The following is a 23,626-nucleotide window of genomic DNA, read 5'->3' as shown; positions in this document are numbered from 1 at the left end:
ACCACATGGAACACGCAACCCTGCAGGCCATCCAGGCCCACGCTATGGCCGAATACCCGCGCGAGTGCTGTGGGCTGGTGGTGCTTGCCGACACCGGCGAGCGCTACGTGCCGTGCCAGAACGCGGCGACCACGCCGAGCGAGCATTTCATCCTGCCCGCTGCCGACTATGCCGTGGCGGAAGATGCCGGCGCCGTACTGGCGCTGGTGCACAGCCATCCCAACGCGTCGGCGCTGCCGTCGGATGCGGACAGGGTCATGTGCGAGGCCAGCGGCCTGCAGTGGCACATCGTCAGCGTTGGTCAGGTCGACGGCCTGCCCGAATGCGGTGAGGTGCAGAGCATCCAGCCCAGCGGCTACGTTGCGCCACTGGTGGGCCGCCACTTCGCTCATGGCGTACTCGACTGCTACACGTTGGTGCGCGATTTCTATGCGCGCGAGCTTGGCATCGAGCTGTCGCATTACGACCGTGCCGACGACTGGTGGCACAACGGCGGCGATCTCTATTCGCTGGAGCGGCTGCAGTCAGAGGGATTCTCCGAAATCCAGGACGACCCGCAGCGCGGGGACATGATCGTGATGCAGATTCGTGCGCCGGTGCCGAACCATGCTGGCGTCTATCTAGGCGAGGGGCAGATGCTGCATCACCTGGCAGACCGGCTGTCCACGCGCGTGCCCTACGGCGGCTATTGGGCTGACCGAACCGTGCGGGTCGTGCGCCACAAACTCGCCACCGGCGGTGCGGCATGAGCATGCACGCAGTGCCCAAGGTGCGTGTAGTGCGTCTGTACGGCGTGCTGCGCGCCAAGTTCGGCAAGGAGTTCCGGCTAGCGGTGGCATCGCCGGCCGAGGCCATCCGCGCGCTGTCGGTGCAGCTGCCTGGCTTTCAGGAATTCCTCATGGGCGCCAAGGACTGCGGCCTGACGTTCGCAGTGTTCAACGGCCAGCGCAACCTTGCCAAGGATCAGCTGCACGACCCGCCCGGTGATGACGCAATCCGCATTGCGCCGGTGCTGCAGGGCTCAAAGCGCGGTGGCGTTCTGCAGACGATCGTCGGTGCTGTGCTGATAGTCGCCGGGGTAGTTCTTAGCGCCTACGGCTTTGGCGCCATCGGCGTCCCTTTGACCAATGCAGGTATTGCAATGGTGATCGGCGGCGTCGTGCAGATGCTGTCGCCGACTCAGAAGGGCTTGGGCACACAAGACAGCCCAGACAACCGCCCGAGCTATGCGTTCAACGGGCCGGTAAATACGCAGGCGCAGGGCAATCCGGCGCCAGTGGCATACGGAGACACCTGGACTGGCTCGGCCGTCATTAGCGGCGGCATCTTTGCCGAGGATCAACAATGAGCGGTGATTACCAACAGAACGTGGCAACGGTTTTGCATTGTTCGAGCGCGCCACTGCAGCTACACGGAGCGAAGAAGGGCGGTAGCTCCGCCCGGACGCCAGTTGAGACACCCGATAGCCTGCAATCGATCGCATTCGCAAAGATCATCGACCTGATCAGTGAGGGAGAAATTTCTGGGCTGAAGGATGGCTTGCGCTCGGTATACCTGGATGGCACGCCGTTGCAGGGTGCTGACGGCACCTTCAATTTCCAGAACGTCCGGTTCGAGACGCGTGCCGGCACGCAGGATCAGGAGCACCTGGCCGGTTTCCCGAGCGTGGAGAACGAGAACTCGGTGAATGTGGAGCTGCGCAGCGACCAGCCGGTCGTGCGCAGCTTCACCAATCCGGACTTGTCCGCGATCCGTGTACGCATCGCGGTGCAGGCGCTGCAGAAGACCAACACCAAGAACGGTGACATTGAGGGCCACAGCGTCAGCTACGCTATCGACGTGGCCACGGACGGAGGCGCTTTCAACACAGTGATTTCCAACGCCTTCACTGGCAAAACCACCACACTCTACGAGCGCAGCCACCGCGTCGACCTGCCCGAGGGTAGCCAGTGGCAAATTCGCGTTCGCCGCCTGACGCCCAACGCCAACAGCGCGACGATCGCAGACACTACGCTGGTGCAGTCGATGACCGAGATTATCGACGCCAAGCTGCGCTATCCCAACTGCGCGCTCGCTGCTCTGGAAGTCGACGCTAGCCAGTTCCAGGCTATCCCCACGCGCGCCTATCGCGTCCTGGGCCGCATCGTGTCCGTGCCGAGCAACTACGACCCTCAGGCCCGGACATACGCCGGGATCTGGGACGGCACCATGAAGCCTGCGTGGACCAACAACCCGGCATGGGTGTTCTACGACCTGGTGACGAACGACCGGTTCGGCCTTGGCCACCGAATTCCCGCCGCATGGGTCGATCGCTGGCGGCTGTACCAGATCGCGCAGTACTGCGACCAGATGGTCAGCGACGGGCAGGGTGGGCAGGAGCCGCGTTTCACCTGCAACGTCTATCTGCAGATCAGGCAAGACGCCTACAAGATGCTGCAGGACATGGCGGCAGTGTTCCGTGGCATCACGTACTACGCTGCCGGGCAGGTGCTGGCCTCTGCGGACATGCCGCAGGACCCGGTCTACACATTCAACCAGGCCAACGTTATCGATGGCCGGTTCGTCTATTCCGGCTCTGCCCGAAAAGTGCGCCACACGGTCGCGCTGGTGTCGTGGAACGACCCGGAGGACTTCGGCCGCGCCAAGGTCGAGACGGTCGAGTATCGCCCCGGCATCGCGCGCTACGGCATCCAGCAGACCGAAGTGGCAGCCATGGGCTGCACCTCGCGTGCGCAGGCTCAGCGCATCGGCCTGCATATCCTCTACACCGAGAACTTAGAGACGGAGACCGTCACGTTCGGCGTCGGTCTTGAAGGCGTGGTGCCGCAGCCAGGTGACATCATCGAGGTGGCAGACCCGAAGCGCGCTGGACGGCGCAACGGCGGTCGCATCCGATCGGCAGCGGAGCGGTCTGTGGTGCTGGACGCGATGCCCGAAGGCTTGAGCATCGGCGACACCATCCGCGTGCTCGGCAGCAACGGACGCAGCCAGGGCCGCACGATCAGCGGCATCGCCGGCAGCACCGTCTCGGTATCCGTTCCGTGGGACACGGTGCCGGTGGCCAGCTCGGTTTGGGCGGTGTCGACCTCAGAACTCGCGCTGCAGACCTTCCGCGTGCTGGGCATCACCGAGGGCGACGGCGCCGAGAACGCCATCACCTACCAGGTGGCTGCGCTGAAGCACGTGCCGGGAAAGTTCGCTGCGATCGACGACGGCGCGCGCATCGAGCTGCCGCCGATCAGCATCATCCCGCCCAGCGTACAGCCGCCGCCGACCAATGTGCGGCTGTCGTCGCACAGTTTTGTGGAGCAGGGGATTGCGCAGCACGTGCTCACCATCGCATGGGATCCGGCCGACAAGGCAATCGCCTACGACGTCGAGTGGCGACGCGACGATATGTCATGGGTCAAGGCCGGCCGCGCCACCACTACCAACCTCGAGGTGCGCGGCATCTACGCCGGGCAGTACCTGGCGCGCGTGCGCGCGGTCAACGCGCTCAATGCGGTGTCGATGCCGGCGCTATCCCCGCTGACGCAGATCACCGGAAAGATTGAGCCGCCGCCATCGCTGGCCAGCCTGACGGCCGCCGGCATCATTTTCGGCATCGATCTGTCGTGGTCGTTCCCGCAAGGGGCTACCGACACCGAGCGCACCGAAATTTGGTACAGCCCGGCCAACAATCTGGAGGGCGCGATCAAGCTGGGCGACTTCGCCTATCCGCAGGCGCGGCACTCCATGCTCGGCCTGGCCGCCGGCGCGCGCTTCTTCTTCTGGGGCCGTCTGGTGGACCGCAGCGGAAACATCGGGCCGTGGTATCCGCTGGCCAATGGCGTCATGGGTGAGAGCAGCACGGACGCCACGGCAATCCTTGAGTATCTGGCCGGCAAAATCAGCCTGAGCGAGCTGTCGCAAGAACTGCGCACCCCGATCGAATCGATCAGCAGCCTTGTACCGTTGATCTGGGACGAAGGCGCGACTTACAGCACCGGCCAGACGGTAGTGTATGCCGGCATCATCTGGAGTTGGACGGCAGCAGAACCGGGGAACGAGGAGCCGCCGGGCACCAACTGGCAGAACGTCGGCACGGCCATCGCGGAAGCCGGTGCAGTGGTGGGTGAGGTCAATGCGCTGAAGCTGCAGATCAACAATCCGGAGACGGGTCTTGCAGCGATTGGCGACCGCACTGACGGATTGGTGGCGCAGATCAGTAGCCGGCATGCGGGTGACCGTGATTGGCATGCAGGCGATCGCAATGTGTTTGCCGGAACGCGTACCTGGCAGTCTGTGATTGTGGAGGCGGACCGCGCGCAGGCACAGCGAGTCGATACCGTCGAGGCAAGTGTGCAAGGCGCCCAGTCGGCTGCACAGTCCGCAAGTGCCAGCGTGCAGCAGACATCTCAAGCTCTGGTCGACCTCAATGGCAAAGTGTCGGCGACGTACACGGTGCGTGCGCAGATCACCAGTGCTGGGCAGATCTACATGGCCGGTATGGGCGTGGGCGTCGAGCAGCAGCAGGACGGCAGCTACCAGAGCCAGATCCTGATGCAGGCCGATCGGTTCGCGGTGATCAACGTCGCAAACAACGCTGTGACGTCGCCGTTCGTGATTCAGGGCGGGCAGGTGTTCATCAATCAGGCACTGATCGGCAACGCTTGGATCACAAACGCAATGATCGGCGACACCATCCAGTCGAATGACGTGGGTGCCAACGGGCAGCCACGCTGGAAGCTGGATAAGAACGGAACAATGACGATAACCGGCCCCAATAACGGCGGCTGGCTCACTATCACAGACAACCTGCTGCAGGTGTTCGCACCTAACGGTCAGGAAGTCGTCAGAATGGGTTCGTGGTAATGCCTAACGGAATTTTGATCTGGAACCCCGCTAACGGGTTCCTTGAATTGGGTTTGACCACGAGGCTGCAGCGCACTGTCGGGCAAATGCAACTGCCCGCAGAAGCGTCAGGAAACATCGATCTGTCGGGGTTGGGCGGGGTGCCCTGGTTCTTCACGTTCCCGTCGTCCATCATTTCGCTGGGCGTCGCCGCGTTCCCTGGCGTGGACATCAACGGCACAACGTTGGCTTGGAGCACTGGTGGCCAGAATGGATCGCCGATCATCTATGGGGTGTGGTGATGACAGTTGGCACCAGAATCCAGGTGCAGGACGGATCGGGCGCCCTGCAGATTGACGAGAATTATCGCAACTATTTCATGCGGGCAAAGTACAACGTGCAGCTGACGCAAAAGAACCTGTTCACGTCTGCGCAAAGCTGCGGTGAGTTCGCCATCGGCCTGCAGTGCCAGAACACCCCCGTGGTTGCCATTGGCGGTCCTGGTGCGGTAGGCGCGGTGTTGACGATCTTTCCACCCAACACCGGCCACGGCACACCCGGTCAGTACACGATCAACTTGGTAGGCCCGCTGAATGCGTCAATTACTGTTTACTTGTTTGACAACATTGCGCCAAGCGAAATCAGCGACTACGGCCTGATCTTTTGGGATCTGCAGGGGCGCGTCAAGTTCGATGCGTTGGGAAAAATGTTGAAGGTGGTTGGGCGGATCAGCGCAATCCGTGACCAGACAAGTGACGCAATTGCCATACCGGCTGGACGTGCGTATGCCATCATCTGCACCGGGGCCTACTACTCGCAAGGGGTCAGCGGCAGCAACTTCGTCTACTTTGGGCGTGGCGCCGCGATCACCACCACTGGGTTTGCCACGATCGGCACTTTCCAGACGGGCACCAGCACCACGCAGATCACACCTACACAAACCCCGCGTTGCACCGGTTTTGTTATCGATGTTACCGGCTATTGATGATTTGACTGCGCACTCGGCCGCTGAAACGGATGACGACGCGTTGCTGCCCTCGGCCATCATGGAATTTGACTCCGCTGCTGGTTACTAGGTATCCAGCGTTTAGTAAATCCTGATCGCTGAAACGAAAGTCGTCCACGGTTGGATGGGTATGGAATGTATAGCCGGTGTACTCGAAGCCAGGTGCAAGGCAAGTGGTAATGATTGTGCAATGTCCGTTGCCGCCAGCACGGTTTATTGCAATAGAATAGCGATCTCCCGCTTGGCCTATGGCTCCACAAACCTCGCGGGAGTTAACTAAAGACCACCGCGCATATTTTGGTGCAATGCGGACAATGAACGCGTCGAGGCTTTGGCCGGCGGCGGGTGTCTGGTATTCAATCTCTACTGTGCCGGAAGACTGAGCGGGGAAAGTTGTGTCGCAAGAAATTGCGCGCTGATGCGAGGAAAGAAGGCTCAGCGCTGCTGTGATTAACAGTGCGCGCATTACGTTCTCCGAATTTGCTGCGCCGGTCACTGCCGGCGGCCCGAGGTCATCTCGGCGCAAGGCCAAGATGCATGGCCCGCACATCCAAAAAAACGTTCATTTGAGCTATGCCCGCACACTCGACGCTCTCGGAGAAATCCGACACCGCAGTGCGGAACAGGCCGATATTCGGAATCCCATATCGCTGCCAATCTACATCTGCCGGTCGCGGTGCCAAGATGGCCGCTCAACCCGCGAGGCGCCTGAGCAGCGCCCAGCCGGCACCCTAGATGAAACCCTCAATGTCATCGCGTGTGAGCACGCCCAGACGATGACCCCAGGACGCGACCAGTTCAATAATGACGGTCGCTTCGGCAGGGAACGCGTATAGCAGCTCCGCTTCGAACTGGTTGAGCACTTCCAGAGGCTCAGACGAGCACGCCAGCCGCTGCCGCAGTTGTTCGAAAAGGTTGGCTGGCGGGGCGGGGTCCATAACGGCAGATTCTAGGAACACTTGTCTCACGCCCTGAGACGGTGCTGCCGATACTGCGGGCATGGACAGAGCTGCACTCAGAACCCATCTCGACAACCTCGATGCCGCAGTGCCGGCTCTACTGAAGAGCAGCCCCGACCGTTGCCACTTCTGGCAGGCCTTCGCTGGCATGGCGGACGTCATTGAGGACGGCGCCATCACGGGCGACGATGCCCAATTCGTCTCCCGGCGGCTTGATGAGATCTTGGTCTGGCACGGCCTCCAAGATCCCGACCGCGACTGTTGAGAGGCGGCCATGTGTTACTCCGCGCAGATCCGAGCCGAGTTCAAAGAGTTCCAGCGGGCGTTCGGCGCCGTGATGGACATCGACACCTATGTGAAGACTTTCTGGTGGGGCGAGGGCCTGCAGGCCCGTCGGATCAAGGCGCCACGCGCGATGGTGCGCGAGCTTCTGGAGATTGGTCCACCCGACCTGCAGGAGAACCTGCGCGCGGCGGACGCCGCCGAGGCTGACACGCTCACCCGTGAGATTTTCGACCAGAAGCGCCGCGTCGGCGATGCCGAGCGGGCGCTGCAGCTCAAGGAAACGAAGAAGGCGCGCGAGGACGTGCGCATCGGCACGAACAAGATCCAGCAGGCGCAGCGGCGCCTCGACACGCTCAAGGGCACGCGCGGCCAGGACGACAGTCGGATCTTTCCGGGCGTCTACTGTCCGGTGCTGGTGGTCGAGAACGGCCAGCGTGTCGTCAAGCCGATGCGCTATCAGTGCCGCCCGGCCGGCACGCCGGCGATGTACGACCGAAAATTTCCCGGCACCTACAACGCCCGCCGGGACAACCTGGAAGGGTTCTGGCGCCGGCAGTTCGGCTACACCCATGGGCTGATGGTGGCCGACCGGTTCTACGAGAACGTCGAAGGCCCAGACGGGCAGAACCAACGCATCGAATTCGTGCCGCGCACCGGCGAGTCGATGCTGGTTGCGTGTCTCTGGTCGCACTGGCGCGATCCCGCCGGCATCGAGCCGGACCTGCTGTCGTTCGCTGCTATCACCGATGAGCCAGAGCCGGAAGTCGCCGCCGCTGGCCATGACCGGACGATCATCAACATCAAGCCCGAGCACGTCGACGCCTGGCTCAATCCTGATCCGGGCAACCTGGATGCGCTCTACGCCATCTTCGACGACAAGCGGCACCCGTTTTACGAGCACCGGCTAGCAGCATGACCAGCAGCAGCCATAACCAGGATAGATAGCCATGCCATCACGATCTGCGCACCGCGCCGCTCTCCGACGGTCCCAAGAGCCAGCTGTCATCGCTCCCGAAGGCATCGCGCTGCCGGAATTACCTATCGGTATGAACTGGCATAACCCGGTCGCTGGCCAGAGCACCGATCGAGACGAATGGAACCTCTTGCGTGTCGGTCCAGGCGGTGCAGATGTCCTGGCAAGGGTTCGGCGTAACGGGGCGACTGAGGCAGATGTGTCGCTGATGATCGCCGGAAGCCCAGTGGTACCGCCGCCTGTGACGCTGCCGATCGCTCAGGCTTTTGAGGTGGCGGCCGAGTTCGCGTGCAGCTTGTCCAGGTAGTCCGCCCAGCTGCGTCGTGCCCGCTTGGATAGGGATTACCTGTCTACGAAGATACTGAGTCCGCTGACAGCATCCCGTTCAGGCCAGCGTAGCGGCGGTCAGGCCGACGCAATGAGGCTTGCTGCAGCCGGTCGAAGGGGGGGGGGGCAGAGTTGAAACTTGGCCGCTTGTCCACATCTTGTAGACACGTTGAGCAAAGGTGGTAGCCTGCGCGAAGAATGAGAGACAGTTGATGTTCAAGGCAATTGACGACAATTGGAGTGCGGCATGACCAACACGGTCCTAAGTGTCGCGAACAATTTTATTGAGCGCGGCCTGAGAGAAGGTAAGCCAATTTCGAACATGAAGTTGCAGAAGCTCTTGTACTTTGCACAAGGGCACTGCCTTGGCATGTTTGGTCGACCGTTGGTGGATGAAGCTCCTGAGGCGTGGCAGTACGGTCCTGTTTTCCCGTCCGCTTATCATGCATTTAAGCAGTATGGCGCCCAGCCGATTCTGAGCCAAGCCGTGCATTTTAACCCCTTCACTGGACAGTATTCGGCTTATCCACCAGTTCAATCATCTCAAGACCTGGGTTTGATCGAAGCTGTGTGGAACGGCTACAAGGATCGTACCCCGATTCAGTTGTCCGAGATGTCGCACGCGCCTGGCGGCCCTTGGCAGAAAGCTTACGGAACATATAGAAACGCGGATATTAGCGCGGAAGCCATGACAGAATTTTTCCGTCCTAAAGCGGCCACTGACTAATCATGGTTGATGTAGAGAACGACAGCGATGGGGGCTCATTGGAGAGTCGGCAACGTTCCGTCACTCTCCAGGTCCGCGACATGGCGGATCAGATCCTCAAGGAGGCCGAGACGTCGCCGCAGCCGGCGGATGTCTTAGCCCGTCGGCGAGAAGCTGAAGATCGGCTGCGTGAGGAAGAGCGCGCCTACCGAGGTGAGCAGCGGGCGGCTGAGATAAATGCGCTCAAAGCTCAAAACGATCGCGTGCAACACGACATGGAGTTGAGGCGCAAATATGCCTCTCGTGCAGTTGGCCTTGCATATGTCGGCGTGGTTTTTTGGTGTGTGATGTTTCTTGCAACTGGGATTGCACGTTCGGTTTTTGACACTTCATTTCTTAGTGATGCGGCATTAATTACTTTGACGACTGGAGCGACGGTGAACGTAATTGCCGTTTTCCTTGTTGTCGTGAGAGGCCTGTTCCCTCCCGAGGCAAGACCAGTCAGCTCAGGAGCTTTACCGACTCAGCCGGTGGACGCCGGCAGATAGTTTGCTCAGGTACGCTTCTTGAGCGAGGCTAGGTAATCGGCCCATACCTGCATCATGCGCACGCGCTCCGCGAGGTGTGTCGTGCGGTTGTATGCCCGGCCATTGGGATCCTTCACCGCGTGCGCCAGTTGGTGCTCAATGATGTCCGGCCGAAAGCCCAGGATCTCGTCAAGGATCGTGCGGGCTGTGGCGCGAAAGCCGTGTCCGGTCACCGTGCCTACCTCGTAGCCCATGCGGCGCAACGCCGCGTTTACCGCGTTGTCCGACATCGGCCGCAGCTTCGTCCTGGCGCTGGGAAAGAGGTAGCGGCCGGCACCGGTGAGCCGCTGCAGGTCCGCCAGAACAGTCAGCGCCTGGCACGAGAGCGGGACAACGTGGGGCTGGCGCATCTTCATCTTTTCGGCCGGGATGTTCCACCGGGCGGCCTCGATGTCGAACTCTGACCACTCTGCCTGCCGCAGCTCGCCAGGTCGCACGAACAGCAACGGCGCCAGTACCAGCGCGCAGCGCGTGACGTGGCTGCCCTTGTAGCCGTCCATGGCGCGTAGGAGCGGCCCCAGCTCATCGGGATCCGTCACTGCCGGCAGGTGGCGTTCGGGCGTCGGCTTCAGCGCACCGCGCAGATCCGCCACCGGGTTGCGGCTGGCGCGCCCGGTGGCGATGGCGTAGCGCATGACCTGGCCGCAGTTCTGCATGATCCGATGCGCCGACTCGAAGGCGCCGCGCTTCTCGATGCGTCTGGCCACCGCCAGGAATTCGGGCGCTTCCAGTTCCGCCGCCGGCCGCGAGCCGATGTAGGGGAACACGTCGTTCGTGAACCATCCGACGACCTTCACGCGGTACCCATCCACCCAGTTGCGCTTTTCCAGCCACTCGTTGGCGATCACCTCGAAGGTGTTGGCGCCGAGAATCGCCCGCGCTGCCGTCGCGGCTTTGCGGTGTTCGCCCGGGTCGATGCCCTGGGCCAGCAGCTGGCGCGCCTCGTCCCGCCGCTGCCTGGCCAGCGCCAGCGGCACGTCTGGATAGACGCCGATGGCCAGCCGCTTCTCCTTGCCCCCGAATCGATACTTCAGGCGCCACCAGCGCCCGCCCTTGGGCGAAACCTCTAGATAAAGCCCGTCGCTGTCGTACATGCGTTGGGTCTTTGCGGCAGGTTTGGCGCGGCGTATTGCGAGATCGGTCAGTGGGGGCATCTGGCAGGCAGGTGGGGGCGGGTGCCCCAAAATATGCCCCCAACGTCTCACAAGCTGATACGTTCACTAGCGCACCACGGCGCACATAAAAAAGGCCGAGAACCCTTGTTTTACGGGGGTTCCCGGCCTTCTTCGGATCTTCAAGATCCGCTCATTGGTGGAGGTGGGCGGAATCGAACCGCCGTCCGGAAGCACTCCATCCCCAGCACTACATGCTTAGCCCTCCGTTAGATCTCATTCCCAGGCAGCACGGCTGGCAAAGCGCACCTGGAAACCAGCCTGCTTTATCTAACCGGTAGCTGACAGGCAGCCACTACCGATGGTTCCGTGATAATGACCCTACACCTACGAGCACGGGCACAAGTAGGTTCGGGGGTTCGCCTTAGGCGGCTGTAGAACTACAACTAAAGCTGATTAAGCAGCGATAGCGAAGTCCGAACCGTAGTTGTCATCGTTGGCAACTAAAAGTTTGCTGCTGGATTAACGAGGAAAGCTGCCCCCTCGGCATGCGCCAAGCGACTTCGCGACCCCCGTCGAAACCAGTGCACCCCCGGGGAAAGCATCAAAACGCTGACGTGGTCAGTGTAGGGATCGGCGCGCCCTGTCACAAGTGGTGAGATGCGCAGCGCTTACAGTGGCTTCAGTCCCGTACCTGACCGGACAGTTCGCAAACGAAGGAGCGACGCGATGGCGACCAGTAAACCCCCACGTCCGCAGCCGGCGCATGTCGCGCCACGCAAGCCAGCCGCCAGCGCCGATCAGCCCGTGCGCAAGCGCGCATCGCGGATCGCGCAGGCGAAAGCGAAGGCCGCTGCAGCGGCCCGCGTCCAAGGTAAGGCGCGCACGGTGATCTACATCCACGGCATCGGCAACAAGCCGCCGGCCGAGGTGCTGCGCTGCCAGTGGGACAAGGCCTTGTTCGGGCGGCCGATGGGCGAGCGCACGCGCTTGGCGTACTGGGTCAATCGTGAGCGCTATCCGGTTGCCGAACCTGGAAGCTGCGATGCGCGCGACGTCGGCCCTGCGCTCAACCAGAGCGTGCAGAGCGCCTTGAGCACGCTTGGGCTGGTGCCGGGGGAGCAGGATCTGCATCTGCTCGCCGATGCGTTGGCGCACAGCGAGCAGGAGCGCGCCGATCTGCATCGGTTGCTGGACGAACTGGATGCCGCGCCCGCGCCATCTGCGGGAGGTGTGCGGGCCAAGGGCCCGGTCGATGCGATCAACCGGGTGCTGCTGCGGCTGATTTCCGCCGCGCTGCTGCAGGACGTGCACGACCTGTTCTTCGTGGCCGAGCGCGCCGACCTGATGCGCGAAAGCCTGGCCCAGCGATTGCGCTCGGGCGGTGGGCCGTTCGTGGTGGTGGCGCATAGCCAGGGCTCGATGATCGCGTATGACGTGCTGCGCCAACTGCACGCCGCCGACTGCGAAGTCACGCTGTTGCTGACCCTGGGCTCGCCACTGGGCCTGCCGCAGGTGCGCAGCATGTTCAAGCGCTGGACCGGCACGCGCAAGCTGCCGTTCCCCGCGTGCGTGCAGCGCTGGATCAATGTGGCCGACACGCGCGACCCGATTGCGCTGGACCCGGATCTCAGCGATGACATCGCCAATGCGAAGGGGCGTTTCGAAAATCTGTCGGGCGCGCGCCTGAACCCGGATTGGCAGCGCAACGCGCATTCGGGCTCGGGCTATCTGTCGATTCCACAGGTGCGTGCGGCGGTGCGTGAGGCGGTGGGTGTCGGCTTCGATCAGCCGGTTTCCAATGCGGTGTTGATCAAGGATCTCAGCGAGCAACTGGAAGCGCACGGGGCCGAGTATCGGCACGAGGTGCTGATCGAGCTGGATCGTCGCGTGCTGGGCAACGACCCGGACGCGGCGCGGACGCTGCTGTTGGCGCAGGTGCGTGAGGCCGCCGCGCGCACGATGGGCTTGAGTGGCGATGCGCTGGACGAGGCGATCGAACTGGAAGACGGCTTGCAGCGCTTCGTCTCGGCGCGGCTGACGCGTTACGAGATCGAATCGCTGCAGGACCGCTATCGCACATTGGGATTCCGTCGCGTGTGGCGCGATGCCGGCAAGCGCGCGTTGATCCACGTGTCCGGCAATGTGTTGCATGCCGATGCTGCACGCACCGCCTATCGCGCGCGCGGTCAGCAGATCGGTTGGGCGGTGCTGGATACCGGTATTGCGGCCAGTCACCCGCATTTTTTCGTGGAGGGAGAGCGCGACACGGTGGTGGCGCAGTGGGATTGCACGCGGCGGGGCGCCCCCAAGCGGCTGACGCGTGCCGATGGCGATGCCTTTGCCAGGCTCGATCGACACGGGCACGGCACGCATATCGCCGGGATCATCGCCGGGCACGGGTGCGCGGTGATCCCGGATGCGCAGGGGAATCCTGGAAAACCGCTGGAATTTTCCGGCATGGCGCCCGACACCCAGCTCTACGGATTCAAGGTACTGGACGATGCCGGCAATGGCCGCGATTCGTGGATGATCAAGGCGGTGCAACACGTGGCCGCGATCAACGAGCGCGCCGGCGAGCTGGTCATCCACGGGGTCAATCTGAGCCTGGGCGGTTACTTCGATCCAGAAAGCTATGGCTGCGGGTTTACGCCGCTGTGCAACGAGTTGCGGCGGCTATGGCGGCAAGGCGTGCTGGTGGTGATTGCTGCCGGCAACGAAGGCCTGGCGTGGTTGATGCGCAACGACGGCGATGCGTATCCGGCCAACATGGATCTGTCGATCAACGACCCGGGCAATCTGGAAGACGCCATCGTGGTCGGCTCGGTGCATAAGAGCAGCCCGCACAATTACGGCGTGTCGTATTTTTCTTCGCGCGGACCGACTGCAGATGGCCGCGGCAAGCCCGACATCGTGGCGCCAGGCGAAAAGATCGTCTCGGCCTATTACGACTTCGACCCGAACGACCCGGCCAGCCTGATGGTGGAGATGAGCGGCACCAGCATGGCCGCACCGCATGTCTCCGGTGTACTGGCCGGATTCCTCTCTGCTCGCCGCGAGTTCATCGGCTTCCCGGATCGGGTCAAGCAGCTCATGCTGGACACCAGTACCGACCTGCAACGCGATCGCTATGTGCAGGGCAGGGGAGTGCCGAATTTGATGCGGATGCTTGGGGCGACGTGATTCGTGAGTGGGGATTGGGGATTTGCAAAAGCACGAGCTCTGCGTGCCGCGTTGTTGCTCACCAGTGCCGGCAAGCGACTAAACGCCAGCTGCGAGCGGCTTCGCCGTTACGAATCCCCAATGCCGAATCTCCAATCGCGGCCTCTCACGCATCGCGATTATGCCGCCGCATCACACGCTGCTTGTCGCGCTGCCAGTCGCGGTCCTTGGCGGCGTCGCGCTTGTCGTGGTTCTGCTTGCCCTTGGCTAGCGCGATTTCCAGTTTGACCTTGTTGTTGCTCCAGTACAGCGCGGTGGGCACCAGAGTGTAGCCGTCGCGTTCGACGCTGCTCAGCACCTTGTCGATTTCCCGGCGATGCAGCAGCAGCTTGCGGTCGCGGCGTTCCACCGGCACGGTGTGGCTGGAGGCCTGGATCAACGGGGTGATTTGCGCGCCGATCAGAAAGATCTCGCCGGAGCGCACGTAGGCGTAGCCGTCGATGATGTTGGCGCGGCCGGCGCGGATCGCCTTGACCTCCCAGCCCTGCAGTGCCAGGCCGGCTTCATAGCGTTCTTCCAGGTGGTATTCGTAGCGCGCACGCTTGTTCAGCGCGATCGTTTTCGTGGCCGTCGCGCCGTTTGCTTTATCCTTGGATGGTTTCTTGCTCATGCCGCTATTGTCGCCGATTCGGCGTCGTCAAACGATCTTCCGCCTTTCACAAGTTAGCGAATGCCTACCATCCGTCGCAGCGCCCTGGTCGAACACAGCGCCACCCGTATGTTCGATCTGGTCAATGATGTTGCCGCCTATCCGCGCCGTTTCGGCTGGTGCGATGCTGCCCAGGTGCTGGAGCAGGACCACGCGCATATCGTGGCGCGGCTGGATCTGGGGCTTGGCTCGTTCCGCACCTGGTTCACCACCGACAACATCCTCGAGCGCCCGGAGCGCATCGTCATGCATCTGCGTGATGGGCCGTTCAAGCGGCTGGAAGGCTTGTGGGAATTTCAGGCGCTGGGCGAGAACGCCTGCAAGGTCAGCCTGACCCTGGAGGTGGAAACCAGTTCGCGTTTGCTGGGTCCGGCGCTGGCGCTGGGCTTTCAGGGCCTGGCCGATCGGATGGTCAACGATTTCGTGCGGGTCGCCGATCGCGGCGACGTCTGAGCGTGCGCGTCGAGGTCGTACTGGCCTGGCCGGATCGCTACAGTTCGGTGTCGCTCGATCTGGCCGATGGCACCACGGTGGCTGAGGCGATCGCGGCGTCGGGGTTGGCGCTGGAGCAACCGCCCGTAGCGCAGGCGGTGCACGGGCTGATTGCGCGACCGGACCAGGTGCTGCGCGACGGCGACCGGGTCGAACTGCTCAGGCCGCTGCTGCTGGATCCGAAGGAGGCGCGCCGCCGCCGTGCCGGTCCAGGCAAAAAAAGCCGGTCCTGACGTCTAGCTGCTTGCCGACACTGCGACGCATGCACGGCGTGGAGCGAACTCTTCCGGGCACCGTTCTAAGCGGCAAGCGTGTCCGTTGTTTTGGGCAGGCGCACGTGGACGCGAGATGCCTGGCAACGGACGCGAAGTGTCGGTGTCGATGCCCGCGCTGCAGTCATTGATCGACACATCTTTACCGGCTAGGCAAAAACTGAAAAACGCATCCGTTCAACGGGATGCGTTCTCCGGTTCGACCAACCCGCAGGCGATCGCGCAGTGCGCGAGCAACTGCATCAACGGCCGCGCTGCTTCTTCTTGTCGCGGGCCAGGTTGCGGCCGAATTGCTTGGGCGCCGACTTGGCCAGCTGCTCGTCCTGGGACGGGAAATAATCGCCTTCCCAGCGAACGACCTGCTCGTTCTCGAAGAACACGGTGAAATTCTTCACCTCGGTGTGCGCCAGACGGTCCACGCGTTGGGTGGACGTGTAGTCCCAGCGCTGCGAGTGGAACGGGTCGGGGATCGAGGGAGTCCCCAGCAACGCGCTGACCTGCTGCTTGCTTTGGCCTACCTGCAGTTGCTCCACGGCATTCTGTTTGATCAGATTGCCCTGGTAGATCGGCTGCTTGTAGATGATGCCGCAGCCAGCGGTGGAGAGAGCAACGGCGGCGACCAGCAGAAGTTTGCGCATCGGGGATTAAGTGCTGAGGAAATCACGCCGATGATACACTCCCCTCGGTCGCCGCGACCCGTTTGATGGCAGCTGGCGCTAAATCGCCAATGAACGGAGAACATATGGAAACCCACGACCTGCGCAAAGTCGGGCTCAAGGTGACCCATCCGCGGATGCGGATCCTGGAACTGCTCGAACAGAAGAGCAACCAGCACCACCTCAGCGCAGAAGACATCTATCGCCAGTTGCTCGACCACGGCGACGAAATCGGCCTGGCCACGGTCTATCGGGTGCTGACCCAGTTCGAGGCTGCCGGCCTGGTGCTGAAACACAATTTCGAAGGCGGTCAGGCGGTGTACGAGCTGGATCGCGGCGGCCACCACGACCACATGGTGGATGTGGACACCGGCCACGTGATCGAGTTCGAAAGCGAAGAGATCGAGGCGCTGCAGCGTCAGATCGCTGCCAAGCACGGTTATGAGCTGGAGGAGCACTCGCTGGTGCTGTACGTGCGCAAGAAGCGTCCGCGCTGACTGCGAGCGCTTGTAGCGACACCGACAGGGCGGCTTCGGCCGCCTTGTGCGTTTGCCGCCATCGGCTGTCTCGGCACTCCCGATGGCGGCCGGCACTGCGCCCGGCGGCTCAGGCGCTCTGCAACAGCTTGCGTGCGGCCGCGCGGGCCTCCTTGCTCACTTCCACCCCGCCCAGCATGCGCGCCAGTTCTTCCTGGCGGGCTTGCGCGCCGAGCAGTTCGACTGCGCTCTGGGTCATGCCGTCCACCGGTGCCTTGCTGACCCGGTAGTGCGCGTGGCCCTTGGCGGCCACCTGCGGCAAGTGGGTCACGCACAACACCTGGCGCTCTTCGCCAAGGGCACGCAGCTTCTGTCCGACGATATCGGCCACCGCGCCGCCGATGCCCGAATCCACTTCGTCGAAGACCATGGTCGGCACGCTGTCCAGGCCGAGTGCGGCGACCTCGATCGCCAGCGAGATGCGCGAGAGTTCACCGCCAGAGGCGACCTTGCGCAACGCGCGCGGCGGCTGCCCGGCATTGGCGGCGACCAGGAATTCCACCCGTTCGGCGCCGTTGGGGTCCGGGCGCAGGGTCTCCTGCGGCTGCAGCTGGATCAGGAACTGCCCGCCGCCCATGCCCAGCTCGCCGATCAGCGTGGTGGTGGCAGCCGACAACGCCTCGGCAGCGGTCGTGCGGCTGGCGCTGAGGGCGTTGGCTGCAGTGCGCCAGACGTCGATTGCCGCCTCGATGTGCTTGTCCAGCTGCTGCAGGCGCGCGTCGGCGCCGCGCAGGCTTTCCACTTCCAGGCTCATGCGGTCGCGCTGGGCGGCCAGCTCGTCCGGGGCGACACGGTGCTTGCGGGCCAGGTCGTGCAGGCGGCCGAGCCGGCGCTCCATCGCCTCGAACTGGGCCGGGTCGGCCTCCAGGTCGTCGCGCACGCGGTCGAGCAGGGCCAGCGCCTCTTCGATCTGGATGACGGCGCTGTCCAGCAGCGCATCCACCTCGCCCAGGCGCGGCTCGTGCTCGGCCACGCGCGCCAGGTCGTGGCGGCTGTCCTGCAGCAGGCCCAGCGCCGAGGCACCCTCGTCGCCATTGAGCTGCAAGGCCACGCTGTCGCAGGCGCCGATCAACGCGGTGGCATGCGCCTGGCGGCGGTGATTGACGTCCAGCGCGGCGATCGCGGCCGGGTCCAGGTCTTCGCGTTCCAGTTCGCCGAGCTGGTGTTCCAGAAAGCCGATGCGATCGGAGACATCGCCCTGCGCGGACAGCGCATCGCGCTCGTCCAGCAAGGCCTGCCAACGCTGGCTGGCCTGGCGCACCTGTTCGCGCTGGGTGCCGTTGCGGGCGTAGGCGTCGAGCAGGGTGAGCTGGCTGTGGCGGGCCATCAAGGCCTGGTGTTCGTGCTGGCCGTGGATCTCCACCAGCTTTGATGCCAGTTCCGCCAGTTGCGAGGAGGTGACCGGGCGGCCGTTGATCCAGGCGCGCGAGCCGCCGTCGGCGCGGATGATCCGGCGCAGCTGGCATTGGGCCTCGTCGTCGAGTTCGTTGTCCGACAGCCAGGTCAGGCCCGGGTGCTGGGCCGGGAGCTGAAATTCGGCCGAGAGTTCGGCGCGGTCGGCACCGTGGCGAACCACGCCGCTGTCGGCGCGCAGCCCGGACAGAAAGCCCAGCGCGTCCACCATCAGCGACTTGCCGGCGCCGGTTTCGCCGGACACCACGGTCATGCCCGGGCCGAATTCCAGTTCGGTGGCGCGGACGACGGCGAAATCCTTGATGGAGAGGTGTCTGAGCATGGGATCGAGTGTGAACGCTTTGGGGAAGCTTAGGGTGAGAGGGGCCGGCAGGGAATAAGACGCTTGCCAACCGCAGGGCCAGACATTATCTATGCCCAGTCTCACCGGATGATCCCATGCGCGCGTCACAGTCCCCAACGCTCGACCCCCGCGCACGCCAATTGCTGCGGACGCTGATTGCCCGCTACATCCGCGATGGCGAGCCGGTGGGCTCCAAGACGCTGGCCCAGCATGCCGGGCTGGACGTCAGCCCGGCCACCATCCGCAATATCCTGGCCGACCTGGAGGACGTGGGGCTGCTCAGCTCTCCGCATACCTCGGCTGGGCGGGTGCCCACCGCGCATGGGTACCGGGTATTCGTCGACAGCCTGGTGCAGATGCAGCCCCCTGGCGAGGAAGAGGTGCGGCGCCTGCGCGCCGAGCTGGCCAGCGGCAACGGCACCCAGTCGTTGCTGGGCAGCGCCTCGCAGATGCTGTCGGCGATGAGCCATTTCGTCGGCGTGGTCAGCGCGCCGCGGCGCGAGCAGTTTGCGTTCCGGCATATCGATTTCGTATCGCTGGATGCGCGCCGGGTGCTGGCGATCCTGGTGTTTGCCGACAACGAGGTGCAGAACCGGGTGATCGAACCGCGCCGGGCCTATGAGCCGGCCGAGCTGGAGCGGGTGGCCAATTACCTCAATGCGCAGTTCGCCGGGCGCGCGCTGTCGGATATCCGCGCCAGTCTGCTGCGCGAACTGCGCATGGCCAAGAACGAGATGGAGCAGTTGCTGGCGCACAGCGTGGACCTGGCCAGCGAGGCGCTGGTGCCGGCCGATGCCGAGGACATGGTGATGGCCGGGCAGACCCGCCTGATGGGCGTACAGGACCTGTCGGACCTGGACCGGCTGCGCGAGCTGTTCGAGGCCTTCGCCAGCAAGCGCGAGATCCTGCAGCTGCTCGAGCGCACCATCCAGGCGCCGGGCGTGCGCATCTTTATCGGCGAAGAGACCGGCATGGTGTCGCTGGACGACGTCTCGCTGGTCACCGCGCCATACACCGCCAACGGCCAGGTGCTGGGCGTGCTGGGGGTGATCGGGCCCAAACGCATGGCCTACGACCGGGTGATTCCGCTGGTGCAGACCGCCGCCCAGGTGCTGGGGGCGGCCATGGAACCGCCCGGCACGCGATAAGCGGTAGCGATCGATACGATCGTTTTGCTTGAAACGCGCGCGCGCGCCCACATACGGGGTGACGTTGGGGCGGGCGTTCCGCTTGCCCGGGAACTGCATATGAACCAAGACCACCCCGAATTCGACTCCGAAGACCTGTCCCAGAACCCACCCGAGACCGATCCGCTCAAGGCCGAGATCGAGGCGCTGCGCAGCGAGATCGCGCTGGTCAAGGCCGATGCCCTGCGCGAGCGTGCCGATCTGGAAAACCAGCGCAAGCGCATCGCCCGCGACGTCGAGAACGCGCGCAAGTTCGCCAACGAGAAGCTGCTGGGCGAGCTGCTGCCGGTGTTCGACAGCCTGGACGCCGGCCTGACCGCGGCCGGCACCGAGCCCAGCCCGCTGCGCGATGGCCTGGACATGACCTACAAGCAACTGCTCAAGGTCGCGGCCGACAACGGCCTGACCCTGCTCGACCCGGTCGGCCAGCCGTTCAACCCGGACCAGCACCAGGCGATCAGCCAGGGCGAGGCCGAGGGCATCGCCCCGGGCCACGTGGTGCAGGTGTTCCAGAAAGGCTATCTGCTCAATGAGCGGCTGCTGCGCCCGGCCCTGGTGGTCGTGGCCAAGCACGACTGATTGCCAGCGCCCGGCTGAACTGCCGGGCGCGTCGTTAGAACACAGATGCGCACAGATGGCTTGAACAGCTGCGCGCCACCCCCACATCTCAGCCAGACCCGGCGTCGCCGGACACAGCTACAGAATCATCAGGAGCGTATCCATGGGCAAGATCATTGGTATTGACCTCGGCACCACGAACTCGTGCGTGTCGATCATGGACGGCGGCAAGGCCCGCGTCATCGAAAATTCCGAGGGCGATCGCACCACGCCGTCGATTGTCGCCTACACCAAGGACGGCGAAGTGCTGGTCGGCGCCTCGGCCAAGCGCCAGGCGGTGACCAACCCGAAGAACACCTTCTACGCGGTGAAGCGCCTGATCGGCCGCAAGTTCACCGACGCCGAAGTGCAGAAGGACATCTCGCACGTGCCGTACGGCATCCTCGCCCACGACAACGGCGATGCCTGGGTGCAGACCAGCGATGCCAAGCGCATGGCGCCGCAGGAAATCTCCGCGCGCGTGCTGGAAAAGATGAAGAAGACCGCCGAGGACTTCCTGGGCGAGAAGGTCACCGAGGCCGTGATTACGGTGCCGGCCTACTTCAACGACAGCCAGCGTCAGGCCACCAAGGATGCCGGCCGCATCGCCGGTCTGGACGTCAAGCGCATCATCAACGAGCCGACTGCCGCAGCCCTGGCCTATGGCCTGGACAAGAACGGCGGCGACCGCAAGATCGCCGTGTACGACCTGGGCGGCGGCACCTTCGACGTGTCGATCATCGAAATTGCCGAAGTCGACGGCGAGAAGCAGTTCGAAGTGCTGGCCACCAACGGCGACACCTTCCTGGGCGGCGAAGACTTCGATAACCGCGTCATCGAGTACCTGGTCGACGAGTTCAACAAGGATCAGGGCATCGATCTGCGCAAGGATCCGTTGGCGCTGCAGCGCCTCAAAGACGCCGCAGAGCGCGCCAAGATCGAGCTGTCGACCAGCCAGCAGACCGAAGTGAACCTGCCGTACGTCACCGCCGATGCCTCGGGCCCGAAGCACCTCAACATCAAGTTGACCCGTGCCAAGCTCGAAGCGCTGGTGGAAGACCTGGTCAAGAAGTCGATCGAGCCGTGCCGCACCGCGTTGAATGACGCCGGCCTGCGCGCCAGCGACATCACCGAGGTGATCCTGGTCGGCGGTCAGACCCGCATGCCGAAGGTGCAGCAGGCGGTTGCCGACTTCTTCGGCAAGGAACCGCGCAAGGACGTCAACCCGGACGAAGCCGTGGCCGTGGGCGCGGCGATCCAGGGCGGCGTGCTGGCCGGCGACGTCAAGGACGTGCTGCTGCTGGACGTGACCCCGCTGTCGCTGGGTATCGAGACCATGGGCGGCGTGTTCACCAAGATCATCGAAAAGAACACCACCATCCCGACCAAGGCCTCGCAGACCTTCTCCACCGCCGAAGACAACCAGTCGGCCGTGACCGTGCACGTGTTGCAGGGTGAGCGCGAGCAGGCCCGCTTCAACAAGTCGCTGGCCAAGTTCGACCTGTCCGGCATCGAGCCGGCGCCGCGCGGCATGCCGCAGGTGGAGGTGTCCTTCGACATCGACGCCAACGGCATCCTGCACGTGTCGGCCAAGGACAAGAAGACCAACAAGGAACAGAAGGTCGAGATCAAGGCCGGGTCGGGCCTGTCGGACGAAGAGATCCAGCGCATGGTCGCCGACGCGGAAGCCAACCGCGAGGAAGACAAGAAGTTCCAGGAGCTGGTGCAGACCCGCAACCAGGCCGATGGCCTGATCCACGCCACCCGCACCGCGATCACCGAGCATGGCAGCAAGGTTGGTGGCGATGTGATCGGCAAGGTGGAAGCGGCGCTGTCGGATCTTGAGACCGCCATGAAGAGCGACGACAAGGCGCAGATCGAAGCGCGCAGCAAGACGCTGGAAGAAGCCGGCCAGTCGCTGTACGCAGCGGCCGCCGCGGCAGAGCAGGGCGGCAACGCCGATGCGGCCAGCGGCAATGCGCAGGCCTCCAAGGCCGCCGACGACGTGGTGGACGCCGAGTTCACCGAGGTCAAGGACGACAAGAAGTAAGCCGTGATTTGGGAGTCGGGAGTGGGGATTGGCAGCCGATGAACGTGCCAATCTCCATCCCGATATCCTTTACGCGTCGCGTCGCCAAGGCGGACCAGCACGCGCTGTCCGCTTTTGCGTTTCAACGAATCTCAAATCACGAATCCCGAATTCCCGCTTATGAGCAAACGCGATTACTACGAAGTGCTGGGTGTGGCCCGTGGCGCCAGCGACGAAGAGCTGAAGAAGGCGTATCGGCGCTGTGCGATGAAGCACCACCCGGACCGCAATCCAGGCGACGCTGCTGCCGAGGCGATGTTCAAGGAGTGCAAGGAAGCCTATGAAGTGTTGTCGGACGGCAACAAGCGCCGCGCCTACGATGCGCATGGCCATGCGGCATTCGAGCACGGCATGGGTGGTGGTGGCGGTGGGCCGGGTGGCCCGGACATGGGAGATATCTTTGGCGATATCTTCGGCAATATTTTCGGCGGTGGCGCCGCCGGTCCGCGCGCTGCGCGACGTGGCGCCGACGTCGGTTACGTACTGGAACTGGATCTGGAAGAAGCCGTCGCCGGCATCGAGCGCCGCATCGAGATCCCGACCCTGATCGAATGCAAGCCCTGCCACGGCAGCGGGTCCGAAGACGGCAAGGTGGAAGTGTGCGGCACCTGTCATGGGCGCGGCCAGGTCCGCATCCAGCGCGGTATTTTCGCCATGCAGCAGAGCTGCCCGCATTGCGATGGGCGCGGCACGCTGATCCAGAATCCGTGCAAGGTCTGCCACGGCGCCGGTCGCGTCGAAGAAGACAAGGTGCTGTCGATCAAGGTGCCTGCCGGCGTGGATACCGGCGACCGTATCCGCCTGGCAGGCGAGGGCGAGGCCGGTCCCGCTGGCACGCCGCCGGGCGACCTGTATGTGGAAGTGCGCGTGCGCGAGCATGCGATCTTCCAGCGCGACGGCGACGACCTGCATTGCGAGGTGCCGATCCGCATTTCGCAGGCCGCGCTCGGCGATATCGTGCGCGTGGCGACCCTGGGTGGCGAAGCGGAAATCCGCATTCCTGCCGAAACCCAGACCGGCAAGTTGTTCCGTTTGCGCGGCAAGGGTGTGCGTTCGGTGCGTAGCCGCAGCGAAGGCGATCTGTATTGCCGCGTCGTGGTCGAAACCCCGGTCAACCTCACTGCCGATCAGCGCGAGCTGTTGCAGCAGTTCGAAGCCACCTTCACCGGCGAGGATGCACGCAAGCATTCGCCCAAGTCGGCCACCTTCATCGATGGCGTCAAGGGGTTCTGGGATCGGATGACGTCCTGAGGCCGGAATCGGGAGTCGGGATTGGGGAATCGCAAGGGCGGCGTGGCCGGGCCCGCCGGGATGATGCGCCATCGTGGCGATTCGGGATTTGGGGGAGCGGACGCCCGCTTCCGAATGCCCGGAGAGTTGCA

At 63.7% G+C, this 23,626-nt stretch carries 23 protein-coding genes and 1 other RNA gene; 17 read left to right on the top strand and 7 right to left on the bottom strand.

The window, feature by feature from the left end:
* Positions 1-5: 5 nt before the first annotated feature.
* Genes GGR61_RS00840 through GGR61_RS00820 form a run of 5 tightly spaced genes read left to right on the top strand, consistent with a single transcriptional unit; the run spans position 6 to position 5,818 of the window.
* On the top strand, positions 6-749 hold the full coding sequence (locus GGR61_RS00840; RefSeq protein ID WP_184620141.1) for a C40 family peptidase: 744 nt from the start codon (positions 6-8) through the stop codon (positions 747-749).
* Complete coding sequence (locus GGR61_RS00835) at positions 746-1,348, top strand: tail assembly protein (protein ID WP_184620140.1); 603 nt, start codon at positions 746-748, stop codon at positions 1,346-1,348. Before GGR61_RS00840 ends, GGR61_RS00835 begins: the two co-directional genes overlap by 4 nt.
* Positions 1,345-4,854, top strand: coding sequence for a phage tail protein (locus tag GGR61_RS00830; protein WP_184620139.1), 3,510 nt, complete (start codon positions 1,345-1,347; stop codon positions 4,852-4,854). The genes GGR61_RS00835 and GGR61_RS00830 overlap by 4 nt, the downstream gene beginning before the upstream one ends.
* A complete protein-coding gene (locus GGR61_RS00825) occupies positions 4,854-5,135 on the top strand; it encodes a hypothetical protein (RefSeq protein WP_184620138.1) in 282 nt (93 codons plus the stop codon). The genes GGR61_RS00830 and GGR61_RS00825 overlap by 1 nt, the downstream gene beginning before the upstream one ends.
* Positions 5,135-5,818, top strand: a complete 684-nt coding sequence (locus tag GGR61_RS00820; RefSeq protein ID WP_184620136.1) for a hypothetical protein — start codon at positions 5,135-5,137, stop codon at positions 5,816-5,818. Before GGR61_RS00825 ends, GGR61_RS00820 begins: the two co-directional genes overlap by 1 nt.
* Here GGR61_RS00820 and GGR61_RS00815 read toward each other — a convergent pair.
* Positions 5,805-6,305 carry a hypothetical protein gene (locus GGR61_RS00815; protein ID WP_184620135.1) on the bottom strand — a complete coding sequence of 167 codons (501 nt, stop codon included), beginning with the start codon at positions 6,303-6,305 and terminating at the stop codon, positions 5,805-5,807. The two genes, GGR61_RS00820 and GGR61_RS00815, sit on opposite strands and share 14 nt — an antisense overlap.
* Positions 6,306-6,570: 265 nt before the next feature.
* Complete coding sequence (locus GGR61_RS00810) at positions 6,571-6,777, bottom strand: hypothetical protein (protein ID WP_184620134.1); 207 nt, start codon at positions 6,775-6,777, stop codon at positions 6,571-6,573.
* 61 nt (positions 6,778-6,838) lie between these two features.
* Between GGR61_RS00810 and GGR61_RS00805 the strand changes: the two genes are divergently transcribed.
* The 4 genes from GGR61_RS00805 to GGR61_RS00790 all read left to right on the top strand — a co-directional run bounded on the left by GGR61_RS00805 (position 6,839) and on the right by GGR61_RS00790 (position 9,637).
* Positions 6,839-7,063: a hypothetical protein gene (locus GGR61_RS00805; protein WP_053051402.1), complete on the top strand. Its 225-nt coding sequence runs from the start codon at positions 6,839-6,841 to the stop codon at positions 7,061-7,063.
* A 9-nt stretch (positions 7,064-7,072) separates the two neighbouring features.
* Positions 7,073-7,999 (top strand): SOS response-associated peptidase family protein, encoded by a 927-nt coding sequence (locus GGR61_RS00800; protein WP_184620133.1) that lies wholly within the window; start codon positions 7,073-7,075, stop codon positions 7,997-7,999.
* Positions 8,000-8,630: 631 nt separating this feature from the next.
* On the top strand, positions 8,631-9,110 hold the full coding sequence (locus GGR61_RS00795; protein WP_184620132.1) for a type II toxin-antitoxin system antitoxin SocA domain-containing protein: 480 nt from the start codon (positions 8,631-8,633) through the stop codon (positions 9,108-9,110).
* A gap of 80 nt (positions 9,111-9,190) precedes the next feature.
* Positions 9,191-9,637 carry a hypothetical protein gene (locus GGR61_RS00790; RefSeq protein ID WP_184620131.1) on the top strand — a complete coding sequence of 149 codons (447 nt, stop codon included), beginning with the start codon at positions 9,191-9,193 and terminating at the stop codon, positions 9,635-9,637.
* A gap of 5 nt (positions 9,638-9,642) precedes the next feature.
* Here the strand turns inward: GGR61_RS00790 and GGR61_RS00785 are convergent, their stop codons facing one another.
* The gene (locus tag GGR61_RS00785; RefSeq protein WP_184620130.1) at positions 9,643-10,881 is read right to left on the bottom strand and encodes an integrase arm-type DNA-binding domain-containing protein; all 1,239 of its coding nucleotides are present in this window, start codon (positions 10,879-10,881) and stop codon (positions 9,643-9,645) included.
* A gap of 104 nt (positions 10,882-10,985) precedes the next feature.
* Positions 10,986-11,382: a transfer-messenger RNA gene (gene ssrA, locus GGR61_RS00780) on the bottom strand.
* Positions 11,383-11,517: 135 nt separating this feature from the next.
* On the opposite strand from ssrA, the gene GGR61_RS00775 reads away from it, so the two are divergent.
* Complete coding sequence (locus GGR61_RS00775) at positions 11,518-13,971, top strand: S8 family serine peptidase (RefSeq protein ID WP_184620129.1); 2,454 nt, start codon at positions 11,518-11,520, stop codon at positions 13,969-13,971.
* Positions 13,972-14,116: 145 nt separating this feature from the next.
* On the opposite strand, the gene smpB is transcribed toward GGR61_RS00775, so the two are convergent.
* On the bottom strand, positions 14,117-14,620 hold the full coding sequence (gene smpB / locus GGR61_RS00770) for an SsrA-binding protein SmpB (protein WP_184406080.1): 504 nt from the start codon (positions 14,618-14,620) through the stop codon (positions 14,117-14,119).
* A 60-nt stretch (positions 14,621-14,680) separates the two neighbouring features.
* On the opposite strand from smpB, the gene GGR61_RS00765 reads away from it, so the two are divergent.
* Positions 14,681-15,112, top strand: coding sequence for a type II toxin-antitoxin system RatA family toxin (locus tag GGR61_RS00765; RefSeq protein ID WP_184406082.1), 432 nt, complete (start codon positions 14,681-14,683; stop codon positions 15,110-15,112).
* Positions 15,113-15,114: 2 nt separating this feature from the next.
* Positions 15,115-15,384, top strand: coding sequence for an RnfH family protein (locus GGR61_RS00760; protein ID WP_184406084.1), 270 nt, complete (start codon positions 15,115-15,117; stop codon positions 15,382-15,384).
* A 281-nt stretch (positions 15,385-15,665) separates the two neighbouring features.
* Here the strand turns inward: GGR61_RS00760 and bamE are convergent, their stop codons facing one another.
* Complete coding sequence (gene bamE, locus GGR61_RS00755) at positions 15,666-16,061, bottom strand: outer membrane protein assembly factor BamE (protein ID WP_184406086.1); 396 nt, start codon at positions 16,059-16,061, stop codon at positions 15,666-15,668.
* 104 nt (positions 16,062-16,165) lie between these two features.
* Here bamE and fur point away from each other — a divergent pair, with 104 nt between their 5' ends.
* Positions 16,166-16,576 (top strand): ferric iron uptake transcriptional regulator, encoded by a 411-nt coding sequence (gene fur / locus GGR61_RS00750; RefSeq protein ID WP_005988392.1) that lies wholly within the window; start codon positions 16,166-16,168, stop codon positions 16,574-16,576.
* A 109-nt stretch (positions 16,577-16,685) separates the two neighbouring features.
* Here the strand turns inward: fur and recN are convergent, their stop codons facing one another.
* The gene (gene recN / locus GGR61_RS00745; RefSeq protein ID WP_184620128.1) at positions 16,686-18,350 is read right to left on the bottom strand and encodes a DNA repair protein RecN; all 1,665 of its coding nucleotides are present in this window, start codon (positions 18,348-18,350) and stop codon (positions 16,686-16,688) included.
* A gap of 116 nt (positions 18,351-18,466) precedes the next feature.
* Here recN and hrcA point away from each other — a divergent pair, with 116 nt between their 5' ends.
* From hrcA to dnaJ, 4 genes are all read left to right on the top strand, one after another.
* Positions 18,467-19,519 carry a heat-inducible transcriptional repressor HrcA gene (gene hrcA / locus GGR61_RS00740; protein WP_184620127.1) on the top strand — a complete coding sequence of 351 codons (1,053 nt, stop codon included), beginning with the start codon at positions 18,467-18,469 and terminating at the stop codon, positions 19,517-19,519.
* 99 nt (positions 19,520-19,618) lie between these two features.
* Positions 19,619-20,137 (top strand): nucleotide exchange factor GrpE, encoded by a 519-nt coding sequence (gene grpE, locus GGR61_RS00735; protein WP_184406092.1) that lies wholly within the window; start codon positions 19,619-19,621, stop codon positions 20,135-20,137.
* 142 nt (positions 20,138-20,279) lie between these two features.
* Positions 20,280-22,205, top strand: a complete 1,926-nt coding sequence (gene dnaK / locus GGR61_RS00730; RefSeq protein WP_184406093.1) for a molecular chaperone DnaK — start codon at positions 20,280-20,282, stop codon at positions 22,203-22,205.
* Between the two features lie 159 nt (positions 22,206-22,364).
* Positions 22,365-23,495, top strand: a complete 1,131-nt coding sequence (dnaJ, locus tag GGR61_RS00725) for a molecular chaperone DnaJ (protein WP_184406095.1) — start codon at positions 22,365-22,367, stop codon at positions 23,493-23,495.
* The last annotated feature ends 131 nt before the right edge of the window (positions 23,496-23,626 follow it).

Origin of the sequence: Xanthomonas sp. 3058 (assembly GCF_014199765.1) — a bacterium.
In the GTDB taxonomy this organism is placed as follows: domain Bacteria; phylum Pseudomonadota; class Gammaproteobacteria; order Xanthomonadales; family Xanthomonadaceae; genus Xanthomonas; species Xanthomonas campestris_B.
Note: the sequence above shows the minus strand (reverse complement) of the source record. Positions and strands in the feature narration are given on the sequence as shown.